This window comes from Lysobacter antibioticus (assembly GCF_000731095.1).
GTDB lineage: Bacteria > Pseudomonadota > Gammaproteobacteria > Xanthomonadales > Xanthomonadaceae > Lysobacter > Lysobacter antibioticus_B.
Genome location: NZ_JMTZ01000004.1, coordinates 51,025 through 70,359 on the forward strand (window position 1 = coordinate 51,025; position 19,335 = coordinate 70,359).

The following is a 19,335-nucleotide window of genomic DNA, read 5'->3' on the forward strand; positions in this document are numbered from 1 at the left end:
AAGACTTGCTAACTGAGCGGGGTCGCCGGCTCTGCCGCCCCTTCGAGCGTCGGCAACATGCTGGGCGGGAACTGGATGTCTAACGCATCGACACGGAGTTTGCCGGAGATCAGGCGGGGGAGCAGGGCGTCGCGCAGTTTCGCAAGCCGCTCGTTTTGTTCGAGCAGCACGCGTCGTTGCTTTCGAATCGGCCCGGCGGCTGCAGCGAATCGGAGGAGTATTTCGGACTGCGGTACTAGTACGTTGGTGCGGCTGATGAGTTCTCGGCTCAGTTCGGCCTGCCCTGTTGAACCCGATGCCATGGATTCAAAGTAATTTTGAAGGAGCTGGACCGTGTAGGCCAAGAACTCGCCGTAAAGGGCAATGTCCTTAGGTCGAATAATCGTGACATGGCTATCGCAGCTCACTCCGTGGAGATCAATATCGAAGACTGCAGCTCGGCCAAGTGTGCCGGCGCCGGTCGAGTTGACCAAGATGTCGCCTGAAAGAAGCAACTTGTCTTCTGATGTTGCTGTCGAGTGCGTTCGCGCTTCGCTCATGCTCAGGCGCCCGTTACGGATGCACTTCTGGTTGATGACACGATACTCTGCTTGATCATCATAGGTCGGAGAAATACCGCGCTTGATCAAGGAGGTCATTTCGCCAATAGGTCGGCGCTCCCAGCCGGGGGGATGCAAGCTGTCAGCCGCAATCACGCCACCCCCAGGAAAGCGCATCCGCACAAACCACTCGCGGTAGATTTCTTCGGCCATGGACTCCAGCAAGACGATGCGGCGCTGGTTGTTGGCAATCAGGTCATCGTAAGCAGAGAGTAGCGCGGCGATGCGGCACTGCTCATCCAACGGCGGATAGGCGACCAGGAAGGACTCGGCGTCGGGCACCCGCAGATGCTCGACCGTGGCGCCTGAGCCCTGGGACCTGATCTGGCCTTGGACCAACGTGCTGAGCATCGAGTAATACAGAAATCGCTGATCCAGCTTCTTGGGATTAGCTCGATACAGCATCGTCCGTTGCCCCAGAAAGACGGATTCATCGCTACGCAGTAGGCCCACTTCGCCCAGAGGCGCCTCGCGTGTCAGTACTATGTCATTGCGCTTCGGCTGGATACGTCGAGTCCATTTGATAAACGTGGCCTCGTCAACGTACCGGCAATCTTCCAGATTGATTCGACCAGCTTTCACGTTGGTCGTGCGAATCATCTTGTACTCAGTGGGGCCGTCAACGATGGGCGCCGTCTTGTTCACGCAGTCCACCACGTCGGTGCAGAGCGCACTGACGGGATCGGTTTTCCAGTGATCGGGGAAGAGCTTCATTCAGAGCCCCGTCAGTGCTGCGAGATTCCTGGCGATCACTGCTTCGAGCTTGTGAGCCTCGCTCTGCAATTCCGCCAATTCATCACCCGCTTCAGCGAGCTCCATCAAGAACTCCTCCTCGGTCTTCCCATCCTCCTCCATGACCACGCCGACATACCGACCCGGATTGAGCGACCAATCCTGCTCGGCAATCTCCTCACGGCTGGCCAGCTTGCACAGTCCGGTGACATCTTCGTAAGTGGCCTTGGGGAAACGCTCCTGCAGCCAGCTCACGTGCTGGTAGTACAGCTCGGCGGCCTTTAGCTCGTCGTGCAGAGCCTGTACCGCCGCCTTCACGCCCTTGGTCTGGCGGTTGGCGGTGGCGCGCCTGCCGTCTGCCTTGGCGGCTTCAACCTTGCGCTTGTCCATCTCGCGGATGGCCTTGTCCAGCGCCTTCACGGCGGCGTGCAGGCCGCTGAAGAAGGGCGTGAACCGGGCGCGCAGCGTATGCTGGGCGGCGTTGCGGTCATCCACGCTGTGCTTCTGGCCGCGGGTGCGTTCGTGCTGGGCCTGGGCTTGCTGCAGCGCGGCGAGCTGGCCCCACTGAGCCTGCAGCGCGGTGATGGCGTTGTGCGCGGCCTGGCTGGTTTCGGCATCGGCCGCCTCTTCGGCCAGCACGGCCAGCAAGCGCTCGCTCAAGGCCGGCAGGTGCTCGGCCGCCTCCTTGAGCTGAGCCATGCCTTGATGCAGGTAGCGGTCCACCTGGTCCACGAACTCCTGGCGGCGGCCCTTGTGCAGGCGGGGAATGAGGGCGATGTTCTGAATCTGCTCGTCGCTCAGCTCGCGGTGGGCGCGGTCGACCTGGGTGAAGATGTTGCGCGCGTCGATGAACAGTACCTTCTCATCGGTCTTGCCCTTGTCGAAGAACCACAGCGTGGCCGGCAGGGTGACGGTGTAGAACAGGTTGGACGGCAGCGTGAGCATGCCGTAGATAAGGTTCTGCTCGATCAGCGTGCGGCGGATGTCCGCCTCGGAGTGGCGGGCATCACTGGCCGAATTGGCCATCACCAACGCGGCGCGGCCGCCGGGCTTAAGGGACGTGGCGAAGAGGTTTATCCAAAGGTAGTTGCCGTTGGGCACGGTCTCGACAGCTTTTTCCTTGCCGCCCTTGCCACCACCCGACGCCTTGGCCTTGGTCTTGTTGCGAGGCACACCGTAGGTGTTGAAGCGACGGTCCTTCTCCACGGCGTCCAGCGTCACGTCGTCTACGTTGAAAGGCGGGTTGGCCATCACGTAATCGAAGGCGCCAAAGGCGTTGAAGGGGTCTTCGTAATAGGTGTTAGCCTGCTTGATGTCGCCGCGCAGGTTATTCACCGCGAGGTTCATTTTGGCGAGCTTGACCGTCTCCAGCGTCTTCTCGGTGCCGCAGACGAAGACGTCCAGGTCGGCGGCCTTGTCGGCCTGGTGCTGGAGAATGAAATCTGCCGACTGTACAAACATGCCGCCGGAGCCGCAGGCGGGGTCGAACACCTTGCCGCCATGTGGCTCGATGATCTCGGTCATCAGCTTGACGACGGAGCGCGGCGTGAAGAACTCGCCGCCGCCCTGGCCCTCGCTCAGCGCGAAGTTAGCCAGGAAGTATTCGTAGATCTGGCCGAACACGTCGCCCGTAGCATCCACCGGAATGTCGGAGAAGAGCTTGAGCAGGTCCTTGGGGATATGCTTGTTCTTGTCGCTGCGGGTAAAGCGGTCGTACTCTTCCTGCGGCAGCACGCCCAGCAGCTCGGGCTTGGTCTTCTCGATGCTGGCCATCGCTGCACGAATGGCTTTGGCGATGTTTTCCTTCTCGGGCAGGTTCAGCAGGTAGTCGTAGCGGGCCTGGGGCTTCAGATAGAAACCGCACTTCTCGATGGCGATTTTCTCTTCGCTCCGCTCCCGGCGAGTACCTTGGAGCTTCTTGAACTCCTGCTTGATAGCCGCTTCGTGCTGGCGATACTTGTTGTCGGCGAACTTCAGGAAGATCAAGCCCAGAACCGGCGTGCTGTACTCGCTGGCCTTGAGGTCGGAGTTGGCCCGGAGCTTGTCGGCTGCTGACCACAGGTCGTTTTCGAGTTTTTTTAGCTGGTCGCGATTCATTCTGTTTAGGGGGCTCTCTCAACGTGCCGAGGGGGAGATAAACGCCCTTCCGGAAGGAGTGGTGGAGCCAGCGGAACCCGGTTCAAACCCTCTTGACGGGCTAATGGGGGCGTTTGGGGGTTGTTGGGGGCAAATGAGGACTGGTGGAGCCACGGGAACCCGCTTCACCCCCTCTTGACGGGCCAGTGGGGCTCCTGGGCCAGCGAAGCATTTTACTGGCCCTTAGTGATTTCGGCCAGTCGCCGCCCGTAGTCGGCCCAAAGCGGACAGCGGAAACCGTCCTTCCTCCGATCAAATCCGCGTCACGAAAGGCTGTCGTTAGGCGCTTCCGCAACTAGCCCATTCTGCGTCAAGGAGCGAGATCTGCCCTACGAAGGAATGGATTGCGCCCCGATCACTTCGAGGCGATCCGCGTATCGCGCACCAAGCGCTCGGGCGGGTGCTCTCGACACTGGGGAGGTCGCAATGCTTGACGAATGTTCACCCCAGTGAGCAACTGCGATGCGTTCGGAACTGTATCTCTAGCGCGCCGAACTATGATCCCTTGAGCGAGTCGCCCAACTTACCGCTCGTGGCAACGCCGCCGATCAGGCGACCAATCGAACATCGCCGCCGTGTTTCAGCCTTGAAATCGGCTGCGACACTGCTTAAGTCGACCAGCTATCTCTTAGTTCATCTTGCCGCTCACATCAGCAACAACGCTGTTGACAGCTGATGTCTTGGCACACAGCTGCAAGACCTATGCCGAAAACGCATTTACGTCCAGCTCGAAGATCGATCGCCTGAGCTCAGCGCGCAGCCTTCAGACACCAAAGCCTATGCGACGAAGCGGCTTCACCGGAGCTCGATCCGTGATCTCCATAGGCTCTACATTCATACCGATCTATAGAATCTGACCCTCTTCACAGAGCCCATGATGCCTACCTCAAGAAATAGACTCCGGCATTATCAAATCGCCAACAATCAAGCAGAGCGCTCACCAACGCTCACGTTGTGACAAAGCACGACGTTGCCCTTCGCTCAATCATTACGATAGCGACGAAGTGTAATTCGCAGTCTCAGACCCTCGCTCACTCAACGAGTCACCTCTGCGCATTTCACCTACCTACGCTTGAGATTACAACACGCCATATCAAGCAATCGAAGCCAGCTAACGCTATCCCAGAACTCCGGCCACGCTCCCCACCACTCAAACTATGGAGACGAATACAGTGATCAAGATACTTATGACCATTGTTCTCACACTCGTTTCATTGAAAGCGATGGCAATCGATCTGAGTCCTAATCAAATCGGCGGAGGAAATATTCCAGGCACCTACCCCACGATTGACTTCCATCTCCGAAACGGGGACTGGGCACCAAGGCTAACCCTATCCAACGCCGCCGGTGATCAGTACAAGGTATCAATTCATTCCGTAGCCGCCTATGACAGTCAGCTAGTTACGACGAACACAGACTATCCTTTGAGTTCGATGCGAGTGCGCGCCGGCGATAACCTAACTTTTGTCTATCAAGCTGCGCGTCAGCAATGGAGTTTCGATGGCCCTACGCTTAGTCCGAACACCAATGGCGGCAGCGGAACCATTTCTTCGTTCCCCGCCGGAAATTTTCTGCGCTTCAAATTAGCCAACGGCGACTGGGCGCAGACAGTTACTCTTCCTGCGACCGCCCCAGATGGCAGCTTGATTGTCATTTCATCTACCGCCTCGGTAGCCAGTCGTATCAGCCCGCAGAACATAAAATACTCAAGCACATTCAACGTACGGACCGGCGATCAATACGCCTTCACCTATCGCGCCAACCTGCAACGCTGGATCAGCATTAAGACACCGATCGTGACACTGAATGCCGCGACTGCAGGCCCTCAGATGCAGGCACCTATCGTGCCGAACACGCAAGTCAAATTCAGCGATGGCAGTTCAATTCAAGAAATCCGCCTTCCTGCATCTGCAGGTGACCGCGACCGCGTGACCATTAGCTCTGATGCGAGCGGTATCGCGACCATCTCAAACGCAAATGTAGATACTACTTCTACACTGAAGATCTTTAATGGATCTCGCTATGAGTTCACCTACATCAGGGAACGCACGCGCTGGGCTGTGCAATCTAGCCCGACTCTAACATTCACAGCGAATAGCATCGGCAATCCGCAGCTACCGGACATGAAATCGCCTACCGCTCGCTATACCTCATCGAATGGCAACTGGATGCCACTAGTACATCTTCCGATCGGGGCCCTGCCGGGTGATCGAGTTATCGTCAAGAGCGATGCGGCATCCGACTTCACTGTTACTGGCCTGAACACTACGTTTGGAGCAACTCTTGTTCGTCGTGGCGAATCCATCCGTTTCATTCGAAATGCAACAGGTGCTTGGTCGCTCGACACCCGCCTTATTACCATGCTGTTGATCTATAGCGAAGAAGCCGCTGCGCATCTGGGGGAAACCGCAGCTCAGATGCGACTGCTGGACGGATTACGACTAACCAACGAAGCCCTCGAAAACTCCAAAGCCAACTTCTACGTTAAAGCTGTCGGCTTGCTCAAACGCCAGTTCGTAGCCAACACATTAGGTGACGTCCTCAGTATCGCCCTCAAGGACCCAGTCGTCATATCGACACGCTCGCAACTGGCCGCTGACGCCGTCTACTATGAAGGGACCGAAGAGGGTTGCGGCCTGGCTTGGCTCACGGCCGGAAAGAACTACATGATCGGAACCGGCTCACTTGCATGCGGCACGAATGTCATGCGTCATGAGTTCGGTCATAACATGGGCTTAAACCATGGCGACTCTCCAGTCGGGGGATCAGCCCCTTACGCCAAGGGATACAGTTTAATCAGGGATGTGATGGGCGGAAACGCCATACCTTATTACTCGAATCCAAACCTGTATACAGCAACCTCGGATGTAGCGCTCGATATGCCAATGGGCATAGCGAACGTGACTGATTCGGTTCGGGCAATGAATGAACGATCTAAGCTCGTATCCGAATACTTCTAGGCCCTTCTCTGCAGTTTGGCCGGCGTAGACCAGCCAAACTGCTTAACTCGAGTGCCAATTTTGCTATAGCCGGTTGAACTCGCTTCATCGGGGGCTCTGCCGGACTCGCTCCCAGCAACCGGTGGAACCGTTGCCGCCTTGAGAGCATTCCATGAAAAAACGAGATCACTCCGTTGAACTCACGCTCGTGCTGATAAGCATTTCCATCGCCTGGGCACTACTGCATCACAACCCACTGCCACGATTTACATATAGTGCTTCGCGAGACAAGTTGCTCAATACGGCAACACCAACTACTGGCTCACCCTCACCAAACATCCTCGCAAGTAGCAGCCTTCACGCCTTCGCCACGCGGCGCAGAGCGACATTCCTGCTGGACGAGACGCATCTAAAGGCAGCGCGACTGCGCACGGATATTCTACAGCTAGCAGACCCGAAAGCAGTCATAGCCGGGAAATTGAAGCTTACAGAGGAGCAAATCAATGATGGCCGCCAGTTTGTCGTCTACGACCTGTATGTGCTCGAGTCAAAGGACGTGGGCGACGCGATTACGGTCTACTTGCCTAGTACAGGTCTAGCATTACGTGGCGCTATAGATAGCGTCGAAGTGAACGGCGATATCATCCGGTGGTCGGGAACGTTTGAAGACTTCAACTCGACTCAAAACGGATTCTCGATCAGTCAGACCATGATCGACGACTACGTGCTAGGCAATTTCGAAACACCTATTGGAAGCTTTAATTTGGAAGCAAAGAACGGTCTCGGCTGGATTGTTGATCAAGCTAAGGATTTCCATCTACCCGACGACGGCTTCGATTACGTCGACACTGCAGGGTTAGCTTCGACCGCCCAATCTTACTAACGAAAATAGCACCTGGTCGATCAAGCCCTCCGACATCTGCCGAGATGAACGGCGTAGCACGCTTGAACAGCGACGTGTTGCCTTGGTAGTTCGAATAGCGAACAGGCCGCTGGCACTTGAACATCGATGCAAGCGCATACTGCCGGAAGTCGACAGAGATGCGGTGGTTCCGAGCACCGGTTAGGACCCTATCCAGAACAATAGTGACTTGCTGATTGAGAGCATAGTAGGCGGCGCGTTGACACACGCTGCATCCACCAATGAGGATCTCAACCACGACACCTACGGCTCACAGAAGGGCAAATGGGACGAGCCTCTGGACGGTCGTTACCACCGGCGAACTTGAATCAGCGCCGGTTCGCGTTCGAGCTTAGCGACGCCAAACTTGGTAAGGGCGTGGGCACGCTGCTAAGGAATCGCGAGACACCCGGCCTTCCTCGCGGACTATATTCTTCCCGACCGGACGCCTCTTTCGAATCAATTTCTTGTACCGACTCGTGGCATCCGTCAGCCTCCGCATACTGATAAGGCCCGATAGATCCAATGCGCGCTGCGCGGTTCGACCTGACGAGCAAATTGGATATAGCAAGTTTCAAGAACCTGCCGATTGAAGACATCTTCTATGAAAAATCAGCTCGAAGCTGCCTCTCTATCTCCAAAAGCTCCACCCTCATATTCAGCTTGCCAGTACGAAAGCCAGGCAATGCCTGTAAACGCTTCAACTCATCCCAAGCCTCATAATCGTCAAAAGGATTGACACTCGTAAAATTTGAGAGCTCCTCTCCACCCGAGCGCCTCGACTGGTCATTCATAACAACTGCCAATCGGTCGATCGCCGCACCGAATTCCCACCCTGAGACAAATAGCAGCAATGTCGCGAATGCGAGCAATGCGGGTTCACGCGATGATCTCTTAGCTCCAGGCGCACAATTGATTGGCGAACAATGTATCGATATGAACGTCGCCAAACGCAATGCCTTTTCATACTCAACCCGAATTGATGCACGATCTAATACATATCGGCCTTGATACGTACTTGCCAAGCCCGCTATCCGCCCAGCTGATTCGTGCAGCCATAGTCGTTCGCGACGGAGAATTTCAAACAGCTCTCGATGCTGCCCCCTATACACAACCGTAGCTGCGGTGCGCCAATCAAAGCCCGGAATATTGACTATTTTTCTAGTGAGTTCGACTTCATACGGGAGCGCCTCGTAGTCTACCTCTAGCGATCCGTGCAGCCCCTGGATCCATATTGGCACGCGTGGATCCAGAGTTACGATGAATTTCGACTCCTTCCTTAAATTGAAAATCCACTCGCGCAGGCCTCGGGCAGAACCATCATCAATTATCTTCAGCCTTATCGCCCTGGCAACCAGCTCTCCAACGCCTCTATTGATCATAGTTCTACCGGTATCAAACCGCACCATGTTCGCAGGCAGCCCTCCAGCTTTTCCACCGAAGAAATCGCACTCCACGGAATGATTTGTAAGCGAGCCCTCCCGGGAAAATTGAAAGCACCAACGCCGCCTCGATATTCCGACAGAAGAGGCGGGAACCTTGGCAATCTCTGCGCCCCTTACAAAGCAAGAGGGGCATTCGATATCCTGACGAATATGTTCTCGCCATATTTCTGGAATTTCATCAGTGTCAGCCGAGAACTGAATGCCTTCGCGACTCGCCAGGATAGACAGTACTTGCTCTACGCCGACCTCATGCCCAATTGAATGAGAGAAACCTGTTAACAGCATATGCACCTCCTTGGTATGAGCGCGCTATATTTACTCGACGGAGTAACGATAGGCAGACCCAGTTCCTTGAGACGTGAACAGCGATATGTTTAATACGGTATGCCCTTCGCGCTTAGAGCATTCGCTCTATGAAACCCATTCCTCGCAGCCGCCCTAGCCTTGCCAAGCGCCGATGGTGACGCGAACAGGCGGACGCGAACGCATATCGTCACTTGGTCGATCTATTTCGCCCCCCAGGCCGCTGCGCAGACTAAATAGCGCCTGCCTCGACAGGAACCTTGCACGGTGGAGTCCAGGGCATCAACATGATGCTCAATAGCGATCTCGGCGGGTACGCTTGGGAAGGCGGCAAATGCGCGACGCTGGACGGAATCTATAGGTGCTGGAGTACAAACCGGAACCCGCCCTGGTCGTTCAACAACCTGGCACCGCTGGCTCATGAGATGGAACGCGGATACGGCCTTCCGCACGCGAACAATTCCGACGGCGACGGAGATCCTTACGACAATCCTTGTGACGTCATGAGCGCCCCCTGGTACAACGCCCTGAGCGACTCGACCTATGAGCCGACTCCTCAAGCACCTGAGCGCATATGGCCGCTCAAGATTGGCCTGGGCCGACTCGGCGCGAAGGATTACGCTTGCCGCGGGCAGCGATAGGCTGAACATAGAGCTGGACCGCGCCAGCCTTTCGGGATCTAGCAATAGCCAGATGGTACTCGTGCCCCTGCCCGGCCAGCCTTCATCGCGCTATTACACGATCGAGGCGCGCAAACAAGACGGAGACTACGAAAGCAACCTGGCAGGCGATGCGGTAATTATCCACCGAGTCGACACTCAGGCTTCGCCCCCTGCTTTCAGTGTCGATGCAGACGTCCCGCCGGCCAATCGTTCGAATAACGAAGGCTCGATGTTCAAATCTGGCGAAATATGGACCGCCCCTGGCGGTGCTTTCGGCGTGCACGTAAAAGCCGCAACGCCCGAGGGCTCTTTGGTTTCGGTCTGCGGCCCTAAGCCCACCGGTAGCGCCCCATGCTTCGCATCGGGCGTCACGCGCCTGAAGTAGAGCGAACTATTTTCATCATTTGCATTAATTCCTGGACAGATCGATACACACTCCAACAGGCATCGAAGGACGCACACCCCGGATTGATCATTGAGCCTTCTTTAGCGCCTTCACCGATTAGCGTTCGGATCGGGCGCCATTGCCACCCTAGGCGCCATTTTCTTTACATCTGCTATCGATCGGCGAGCAACGCGTAGAATATCGGCGACACGGCCCCCGCTATCAGCCCGATCATCGTCCCCACGAGAACCAAAAGCATTAGCACGGCGATCGCACGAATCGCCCAGACCAAGCTATGAGGCCTTAGCATCACAGTCCAACCTCAAGAACGGCTGCGAAAGCCTGAGTCCACGCCCTCCAGCCAAGTACATGTACGTGCCGTCCGCGCAGCCAAACCGAGAAGGCGGCCGATAGCCCGGCCGCCTCCGCACGTCAGAGCAAAGCAGTGTCGACCGAGGGCGGTGCCAACCCCATGCCCAGCGCGACGCCGGTTATGTTTTTTGTAATGCCCGGAGCAACGCCAGACTGACCATCGAAACCGGCCATGATTTCGATCATCTTGCTTGTCGACAACGCGGCCGGCGCCACGGAATCTCTCGAGCTGGTCGCGGTTGTACTCGGCTTCTCCGCCGACGCTACTACCGAATCGCTCGAGTTCGCCGCAGACGCCTGAACCAAATCGATCGGCGCCGTAGTGAACGTGACCTCGTCGAGCCAACGATCCCTGTCGTAGCTGCCCGAAATACCCCGGACGCGATAGCTCTGATAGGGAACGCCGCCGGTATCCAGTGCGATGGTCATATCGGTCTTATCGCCCCCCTTCTCACCTGGCTTAGCGGCCCAAAGCAGATCCGCCTTGGATACCTTGATCCATGCGTTATCCGCACTGAGCGCTTCGACGATATAAGTGCCGTCGCGTGTGGTATCACGCTGATGGATATCGGCCGGGTCGTACGTGGCCTTCAGCGTCAAGGACGAAAGCGCGATCTTGTGCTTCATATCGAAACGGACAGCCACGATTTCGCTGCTGGACATATCGGTCTGATCCAGAGACAGGTCCGCGATCCTGGCTACCTCCTTCTCGACGCTCTGCCCATTCTCCCGCCTGATTTCCTTGACCACGCGCATAGTGCTCGCGCCGCGCCACGAGAACGCCTCGCCGCTAAAGCCACTGCCATCGACCAGGTTGCCGCCGCTGCTCCGGCCGAACCCGGACTCGGTCGACTCGGCGTGGCTGAGGCCCAGATCGAGATAGCCCTGCTGCCACATCCAAACCAACCCGTCTTCTCCACGGGTAGGAGCGGGGACCGATCCGCCCAAGCTGAGCACCGGCCCCGGATGAATGAGCTGCACCAAACCCATCTGCTCCTTCCTGCGCTTCGCCTCCACGGGGTCACTGCCTAACTTGTGAACGTCGCCCTTCTCGCCGATACCCAGAAACTCCCGTGCATAGTAGGTGTCCGACTCCGACGGCGTGCGTTGCAGGAGCGGTAGACTGGTCGACACCTGGATCAAGGTGCTGCGGTTTCCGCTTTCGTATCCCAATCGCTTCGCATTGCCTTCGATCAGATCTTTGCCGCTCACACCAGCCTTGGCCAACTTACCTAATTGGGCTGCATCGCTGACGCCGGCATTCATCAGGCTTTCCACGATCTCGTAGTCCAAGACCTTCGCCTGGGTCATCTTCTCGGCCAAGACGGCTGCCCGGCTCGGCAGGAACCCCTTGTTGATCAGAACCGTTTTCAACAGAACCTTATCTTCATCAGGGTTCACCATGCCGGGCGTGAAGCTGGCCTTCTGTGTCAGATGCCCATTAATCGCCTGGACGAGCCATCCCTGCAGATCCTGCTTCTTCTGCTGACTGGAGACATAATTGCTGTTGAACAGAACCTCCAGTTGCCGCAACTGTACTGAACTTGCGTTCCCCGCCACTCCGTGAAGTATCCGTGGCCTGTCCCAACCGGGAACCTCCAGGGTATCGAGCAACGAAGTCAGCAGCTTCTCGTCATGGGCGTTCAAGAACTTGACCGGCTTGGCGCTGATCATCAGGTATGGCTTGCTCTTGCCGTACAAGGCCAAAGCGAAGTCGGCCAATCGATCCTTACCCAGGTGCTTCTTTTCTAACGAAGCATATACCTCGACGTCTTGCACGGAGAGCCCGTAGCTATAGGCATTCAAGATAAACTTGGGCTGATACCCGAGCGCCTCCAAAGCTTCGGCGTAATCCACCCCTCCCTTCGCATGCAACCAGCTATGCTTCTGCTTTGCGTATGCGATGACAAAATCCTCGGACAATCGCCTATCCGACTGCTTAAGCGCAAGACAAGTGGTTCCGACATCCGATACCGAGGTCAAATCTTCGGCGATCGCCGCCTTTGCCCCTGCTTCGGAGAAACCACTGACCTTGTAGTACAGCTCGATATCCGCCGAATTTGCGCCCCAGGCCAGGCCATCCGACCGGAGAATGCTGTCGACTTGGGTGCCTAATGCCAAACCGCCCATCACCTTTCGAACGGTATTAGCGTCGCTCAGCAGTTGGTTGTTCAGCGCCCGCGTGGCGCTGAAGTTGAGGCCTGGATCCGCCGATATATTCAAATTGATGCCGCTCGTCACCATTCCGCCATTCGGCCCCTCGGCGATTACGGTCAAAATATTATTAGCGCTGAACTTGAGCACGAATTCCGTGTCGTTCGCACGAGCAACCGGTTTGCTTTCGTAAATTCGCGCCGTCGCGGAAAACATAGTGTGTCCGACCCCGTTCCAGGCCCCCTGGGGGACATAGGCTCGGTAACAAAGATAGCCATCTCCATCGACATAGAACGTGAACCCATTCAGACCCGGCGCCCCCGTCGCGAACAGCACGCGCTCGGTGCTCCCCCACGCCGCAGGGGTCTTCAAATAGACAGTGAAATCCCGCTCGCTCGGAAGCAGATTGAAATCCACCGCATTCTCCGCGCTGCGCTCTCCGGAGAGGGCAGCGATTGACGTCAGCTTCGCTTCGCTATCGACTCCGCTAAGGATATAGGGCACCCACTTGTCACGCGGTACTTCCAGCCTTTTGAACAAGGCCTGAGTATCGGCCTCGAAGTCGCTCGGGATAATTGTTGTATCGACACCGGAAGCTTGCAGATTTTTCGATGCGCGGAGCAACCCACTCGGATTGCGATAGTAGTCGTGCAAATAGATCGTCTGACCACCCTTGACAAGCTTTAAGTCGTAGCCTTGCACCGTCATACTATAGTTGCTGGGCTCGAAGCCATCTGTAGAATAGAGAAGGATAGAATTGGCCTTGGGCACTCGCAGTTGGTGCACACCGTCGCCGATCACCAGGACGTTCTCACCTGGCTGGTGAATGAAATAGCCGGTTTCCTCGTCCACCGAAGGCAAAGTAAAGATTTCCCCCTTTATCTTGACTCGCAGATGCCTGGCGTGCGGGTCGATTATGTAGTTCTGCAGAACGATGACCTTCTCGATCTGCGTTGTAGGGGGTACCCGGCCAGATCCGTCACCGGCGACTGACAGGACGATCTCCAGGTCGTCACCCGCGCGTTGTAATCTACTCAACTCATAATTGGAAGAGTTGAGGAGGTCCAGTATGTCCATCTTCATATCCGCGGACGTATTGTCGATGACCGTCCGGGCTGGGCTGCGGCTGGTGACTTCAATAACGTAGGTGTCGGCCCCGTCCAGGCCCGCAAGTTGCGTCGCGATCTCGTCGTAGAGCACATTGCTCAAGGCATCGCCAGCATATGCCGCAGGGATGATCTCCAAGATACCCGCGTTTGCGCCGCGCCGATCCGTGATCTGGGGCTTGGTGGGGCTAGTGAAGTAGCCGGTAACGAGCACCTTTTGCGAATCGGCAAAATCGCCTTGGTACAGAACCAAATCGTTGACGATACGCAACTGTCTATAGGCCTCGCTACCAGTTCCTTGTAGCTCTATCCCTGAGTCCTTTAAGGCGTCGTAAGTTCTCGCATACGTCGGCTGCTTAGCCTTGTCCAGTTCGCGATCTGTCTGCTCTTGCACCGCCACGTTGCTGATCGCCTTCAAATTGCCGATGGCGTTGACGGTCGCCGTCGGAAGTTCGACGCCGATGATGCCGGGCTTCTTGCCTTCTACGTGCGGAGGCACGAGCCATAGACTCAGCGCACCAGCGTTGACGGCCTCGGCATAGCCAAGTATCTCAAGCTTCAGCTTAGGCTTGTCGGGAAGCGAAATGACGGTCAGCGTTCCGCTGCTCACGCTATAGCGCAGGTCATCGAGATTGGCTTCCAGAACGAATTGCATCAACTGATTGGTATGCAGCCTGGCGACGAAGCTGCCGGCGCCCTCCTTCAAAGAATAGGTGTTGACGGCCTTATCGTTGATCAATTCCCGCGGACCCGTGTCCTCGGTCGCCGCGAACACAAAGCTCTTGGCCATCGTGGACAAAGGCAGCCATTGGTCGCCGATCAATCCCAACGAAGTCAACGTGAAGCTGCTGCCGTGAGGGTCCAGAAACTGAATGGCCTTACTGGCGTCGAGCTGTCCGTCCTTTCCATAGATTCCGCTAATGGTAAGAGTGCGGGTTTCGACCCGGGACAATTGGGATGTCCCGAGGTCATCGCGGTTTCGAACTTGGGTTTCGTAGGACAATTGCAGATCGTTACCGGCCCGGCGCGCCCTGATGTCGCGGTGGACGTCAGGCAGATCGATCAATAAGGTTTGCGTCGCCTTCCCGGGTACGCCGAGCAAAGTCACGGTCGCATCGACTTTGCCGTTCCACAGCACGATGTCGTCGCCGGAACTTGAGATCCGATTGCCCTGATTCAGCGAGTAAGTGTTGTTCCCCTTTCCTCCAGAAACGGCCACGTCGGTTCCAGATACATCGAAGAACTCGTCGCTGTCATTGCCCTGGATATCGGCTTTGCCCGCATTGTTGATGATGTAGGACTCGACGCCGCTGACATTGACGCGCTGGTCGACCGACTTGGTGATACCAGGGACCTTCGTTGCTAGATCGCCGTTGCGAGTCACCCCGTCGATCACGACCGCCTGCCCGCTGTAGTTCAGCACTGTCCGACCGTTCTGCGTGCTCAGGCTAACGGCCAGACCACCGGCGTCCAGCACCACCGTATCCTTTCCATCCGAACCGCTGATGGTCCCGACTTCGGTCATGGCATCGAGGTTGAAGGCGTCGGCCTCTACTCCGCCCTCAGCGCCTCTCAACACCGCACCGCTCAGATTGAACAGGTTGCGCTTATCGGCGACCCCTCTCGCGACGTAATTCCTATCGGCACTGGCGAGCTCTGCCCAAACCCCACCGCCGTCGGCGATGCGATTGGAATCGATCGTACGGATATCCTTAAAGTCCGGGCGGTTCTGCAAAACATGGATGAATTCGTCTTGCTGTGCCTTGATGGTCCCATGGTAGACCTGATTCACGCGCTCGCGATAATGCAACGACCTATAGCCGTCCTTGGAGAACAGATCGGACAAATAGGCTTTGGTCTTTTCCCACTCGCTGTTGAGGCTGTTCTGCAACTTCGTGGCATCCGCTTGCGCCGCCTGCTCAGCACGTGCACGCTTCACGCCGTCGGTTTCGATTCCGATCCAGGCGGCGAAGAACGCCTCCACCTTGGCCGCGGTGCTGGCGAAGTACTGGTCGTACTCGGAAACGATCAAGGCGCCCTGGACGATGCCGTTGATGATGAACCCGGCAGCGGCGATGGCGACGCCGATCGGCCCCGCCGAAGCGGCGATGGTACCCAGCACCGAACTGGCAACGGCAGTGCTAAGCGAAGCGGCGATCGATACCCCAGTCAGGGCCAGGCTGACCGCCGTGGTTACCGTCGTCATGACCGTGTTGGCCACCAACGATTTATACTCAAAGCTATTGGTGTCGCCGCTTTCGGACCAGAACGATTTCCACTGCAGCCCGATCGCGGCGAACGTCGCCGGCGCCAGTGCGAGATCCAGTATGCCGGCTTCCACCACCCTGGCGGCTTGGCCGAACCTATCGACGGCGTTGATCGCCTTACTGAACTGGCCCAAGGCTTTCGCGATCCCGGTGCTCAACGGCGACATCGCGACGCCACCGACCGCCATCGCCAGACCGAGGGACTTGTCGGTCACGTTCATTCGGTTCCAATCGCCTACCAACTGGCGGACCGAATTCAACGTCATGAACGCGTTCAGCGCGTGGCCGGCTAGGCTAATTGCGATCTCCTTATTGTGATTTGACAGGACGGTACGCTCGTCATCTACCTTGCTCAAGAATTCCCTTGAAGCTTCCGTTCCCGCCTCTTTCACCTGCGCTCGCAGAGTCCGATATGTCTCACCGGACAGCTTCAGCATCGCGGCGGTGATACGAATGCGATTCATCGCACTGGCCGAATCAATGAACTGATTCAGTTTGGTGACATCGATGTTGATCCCGCCGATTTCGCTTCTCATTGCGAGCTTGGAATGAATCAGGAACTGCCCGGCATCCTCTTCTCCCCAGGCCGCGATCTTCATCGCGGCGCTGGCATCGCTGTCGTACCGGACTTTCCGTTCGGCCGCATCCAATGCCATCCTCTGCAGGATTTCGATCTTGGACAGACCGGGATTGGCTGCACTGAATTTCCGGAACTCTGCGATATCGAATCCGGACGCCTCGCTGGCCTCGACATACAGCTTCTGCACCAGCTGCCGCTGCGCTGGATCCAGGCCTTGCGCCAAAGACAGCCAGTTCGCGCGTACCGATGCGCTATCCCCGTACCACTCTTTTATCTTGCCAGCGACCTCAACCTCCAGGGCCGAAGGGTTCGATTTATCGAGTGTTTCAAGCAGCCAGCCAGCTCGCACATCGGTCAACGGCCCGTCGCGCAGCAGCACCGCGATATCGCCTCCGATGCCGGACAGCTGGCGTTTCACGATATTCGCCAACGCCTCGAGCTCCGCCTGCGTCGGCACCTCGAACATCGTGCCGACCAGCCTAACCGGGTCGAAAGCGATCTTTTTCCCGGAAACGTCCGCACCTAATGTTGTCGCAAGCTCCGGAGTAAGCGGGCTTCCATCGAACGCCGCTCCGAGGTCGAACAATAGGACCAGCGAGATATGGGTTCCATCGATCTTAACCGTGCCCATGGTCGCCAGTTGCTGGCGTGCGGCGGCTCGATACGCGACGTCGTCCTCAGCGTTCACCAGCGCACGGGCGCCCAGGCCGACACTACCGGGCAAACCAAGTTGAACCATGCCGATGCGCTTGATGACGTCAAGCAACTTGGCGTACTCGACGGGACTCGCGAGCGCCACCTGCAGTCCGGTTTCGTCTAGGTCGTTCCCGGCCGCATTTGGGTAGAAGCGACTCAGGGCCGCTCTCTCGGCAGCATTGAGGCCGGACAGCCGATTGTTTGAGGCGCGGATGTCCTCGACCAGTTCCTCGACGTTGATCAGGTCCGGTCCGATCAGCACAATCCGCTTGGACTGTTCGCGGGTCTGGACGACCCCGCCTTCCCAGCGCCATCGATAGACCACTTTATTGTCGTCCACGACCGACGCGATTCTATTGTTGTCCACGACCGACGCGATCTCTCTCGACGCCGAAGTCGGCCACTTGCGGCCTTCACGATCGATTGCCAGGTCCGAGGTATGTATCGACACCTCAATCAAGGGCGACTTGAGCGCGCTGGCGAAGCGGTAACCGAAGCCTTCTGGCTCGCCGTTTCGCTCGAGGGTGCAACCCACCAGGCTGATCCGCGCTGGCGTGCCGACATTCTTCTGGATGGTCTCGGTCAGTTTGGCGTGAAAAGCTGTCAGATGTCGAGCCAGGTTCGCGGCCCCCATCCCGCCCAACGTGCGCTGGCCGTTCGCATCGCTGCGGCCGTGCCCGACTATCTGCCAACGCATCAGCGTATCGCTGGCTGCCAATGCCGGCATATCGCCGTAGACCACTCGGTAATTGCCCTGCTCGTCCAGTTGGACGATGACGCTGGTAGTGGGATGCTTCGCGGCAAGGCGGGCGGCGGCCTCGGCCGCGGCTGGGTCGTTCTCGAGCTGAAGAATGATCTGCCGGCCATACCGGCTATCGCTATCCTCATAGCTCTTACCTACCTGCGCAGGCGCCCACTTGTCGACATTGACTCCCGTTACCAACCGCGGCGCGACACCCAACTGCGGACTGTCGTCGATGAAGTCGTCGAACTCACCGGGGATCTCCGGAATTTCCTCGTCCGGAAACTCGTTATTGGCGTCGACCTCGAACTCGTGAGAACTGTTGACGCTACGGCTGACCAAGCGCAGATTACTGACATCGTTATAAGCATCCAACATTTCGGCCACACTCACAGTGCCGCCCGGCGCGTCATCGACCATCTTCTTCGACAGTACGTCGAACGGCACATGGTGATCGATGTCGAACGCGTCGCGAGTCACAAGTTGCCCGGAGGCGGCGCAGCGAAACAGCGGCACTTCTTGTGTCTGGCCCGCGGCATTGGTTACCGTCACACTGCGCACATAGGACTTATGCAACTCGGCCTCGAACCACTTCCCGAGCACCTTGGTATCGAACCTCAATCCAACGCGGCCGTCCTCCGGTACCCAGCGCTGGTTCTGCGTGGCCGTCGTCCGGCCCGCCCAATCCAGGTCCGGGTCGAAATCCGGATGATTCTTTGTTGGATCGAATGCAAAGTGCCTGTCGACCCAGGCACGCCACTCCCTGGAGTCGGCGCCGAAGACGGCCAGCGTCTGATCGGCGCTGTCGCGGGCGCGATTGATAGCCGACGGCAGCATACGCAAGTTCTGCACATCGTTGTAGGCCATATTCGCTTCGGCATGATTCGCCACCCCAACCTGGCCAAAATAGTCGCGCCATTGCACGATGTGGTCGATGTCGAGTGCATCGCTGGTATGCCAGGTGTTGCTAGCGGCGTGGTAGTACAACATCACCGCGACAGCGCTCTGTCCTGACGCAGATGGAAGCATGAACGACTTCGGCTGCATGTTCTGGCTCGCCCAGTCGTTGCGCATGAATTCGTTCGTGGCCTCGTAGAAGCTGACGCTCGTGCGGGGTTCGCTACCCACCCACGGCCTGTCCGCGATTTTGGAGGAGTGATTGGGCGGCACCGCACCCTCCCAGCTGACCAGCGTCACTGTTTTGCCGTTTTTCAGCGTCTGTTTTGTAAATTTGTATGCCACGTGGAAGCTCTCTGATGTCGATCGGTATTAGTTGTCTCGCGCTCGCTGCCTGATCCGCTCTCCGCAGCTTCCAT

At 57.3% G+C, this 19,335-nt stretch carries 7 protein-coding genes; 3 read left to right on the forward strand and 4 right to left on the reverse strand.

Annotated elements, in window-relative coordinates:
• Nucleotides 1-8: 8 nt before the first annotated feature.
• Nucleotides 9-1,313, reverse strand: coding sequence for a restriction endonuclease subunit S (locus EX88_RS23375; RefSeq protein ID WP_051884295.1), 1,305 nt, complete (start codon nucleotides 1,311-1,313; stop codon nucleotides 9-11).
• Nucleotides 1,314-3,428, reverse strand: a complete 2,115-nt coding sequence (locus EX88_RS0101210) for a type I restriction-modification system subunit M (protein ID WP_031370205.1) — start codon at nucleotides 3,426-3,428, stop codon at nucleotides 1,314-1,316.
• A gap of 1,226 nt (nucleotides 3,429-4,654) precedes the next feature.
• Between EX88_RS0101210 and cpaA the strand changes: the two genes are divergently transcribed.
• On the forward strand, nucleotides 4,655-6,427 hold the full coding sequence (gene cpaA, locus EX88_RS25600) for a metalloendopeptidase CpaA (protein ID WP_161786058.1): 1,773 nt from the start codon (nucleotides 4,655-4,657) through the stop codon (nucleotides 6,425-6,427).
• Nucleotides 6,428-6,578: 151 nt separating this feature from the next.
• The gene (cpaB, locus tag EX88_RS25605; RefSeq protein WP_152566030.1) at nucleotides 6,579-7,289 is read left to right on the forward strand and encodes a metalloprotease secretion chaperone CpaB; all 711 of its coding nucleotides are present in this window, start codon (nucleotides 6,579-6,581) and stop codon (nucleotides 7,287-7,289) included.
• A gap of 620 nt (nucleotides 7,290-7,909) precedes the next feature.
• On the opposite strand, the gene EX88_RS25610 is transcribed toward cpaB, so the two are convergent.
• On the reverse strand, nucleotides 7,910-9,037 hold the full coding sequence (locus EX88_RS25610) for a hypothetical protein (RefSeq protein ID WP_152566031.1): 1,128 nt from the start codon (nucleotides 9,035-9,037) through the stop codon (nucleotides 7,910-7,912).
• 561 nt (nucleotides 9,038-9,598) lie between these two features.
• Here EX88_RS25610 and EX88_RS25615 point away from each other — a divergent pair.
• A complete protein-coding gene (locus tag EX88_RS25615; protein ID WP_152566032.1) occupies nucleotides 9,599-10,102 on the forward strand; it encodes a hypothetical protein in 504 nt (167 codons plus the stop codon).
• A gap of 432 nt (nucleotides 10,103-10,534) precedes the next feature.
• Here EX88_RS25615 and EX88_RS0101230 read toward each other — a convergent pair whose 3' ends face one another.
• Nucleotides 10,535-19,261 (reverse strand): C80 family cysteine peptidase, encoded by an 8,727-nt coding sequence (locus EX88_RS0101230; RefSeq protein ID WP_152566033.1) that lies wholly within the window; start codon nucleotides 19,259-19,261, stop codon nucleotides 10,535-10,537.
• Nucleotides 19,262-19,335: the final 74 nt, after the last annotated feature.

What these genes read in the sequence shown, in the direction of transcription:
- EX88_RS23375 (WP_051884295.1), bottom strand. Translation starts at nt 1,313, where the DNA reads ATGAAGCTCTTCCCCGATCACTGGAAAACCGATCCCGTCAGTGCGCTC.
- cpaA (WP_161786058.1), top strand. Translation starts at nt 4,655, where the DNA reads ATGACCATTGTTCTCACACTCGTTTCATTGAAAGCGATGGCAATCGAT.
- EX88_RS0101210 (WP_031370205.1), bottom strand. Translation starts at nt 3,428, where the DNA reads ATGAATCGCGACCAGCTAAAAAAACTCGAAAACGACCTGTGGTCAGCA.
- cpaB (WP_152566030.1), top strand. Translation starts at nt 6,579, where the DNA reads ATGAAAAAACGAGATCACTCCGTTGAACTCACGCTCGTGCTGATAAGC.
- EX88_RS25610 (WP_152566031.1), bottom strand. Translation starts at nt 9,037, where the DNA reads ATGCTGTTAACAGGTTTCTCTCATTCAATTGGGCATGAGGTCGGCGTA.
- EX88_RS25615 (WP_152566032.1), top strand. Translation starts at nt 9,599, where the DNA reads ATGAGCCGACTCCTCAAGCACCTGAGCGCATATGGCCGCTCAAGATTG.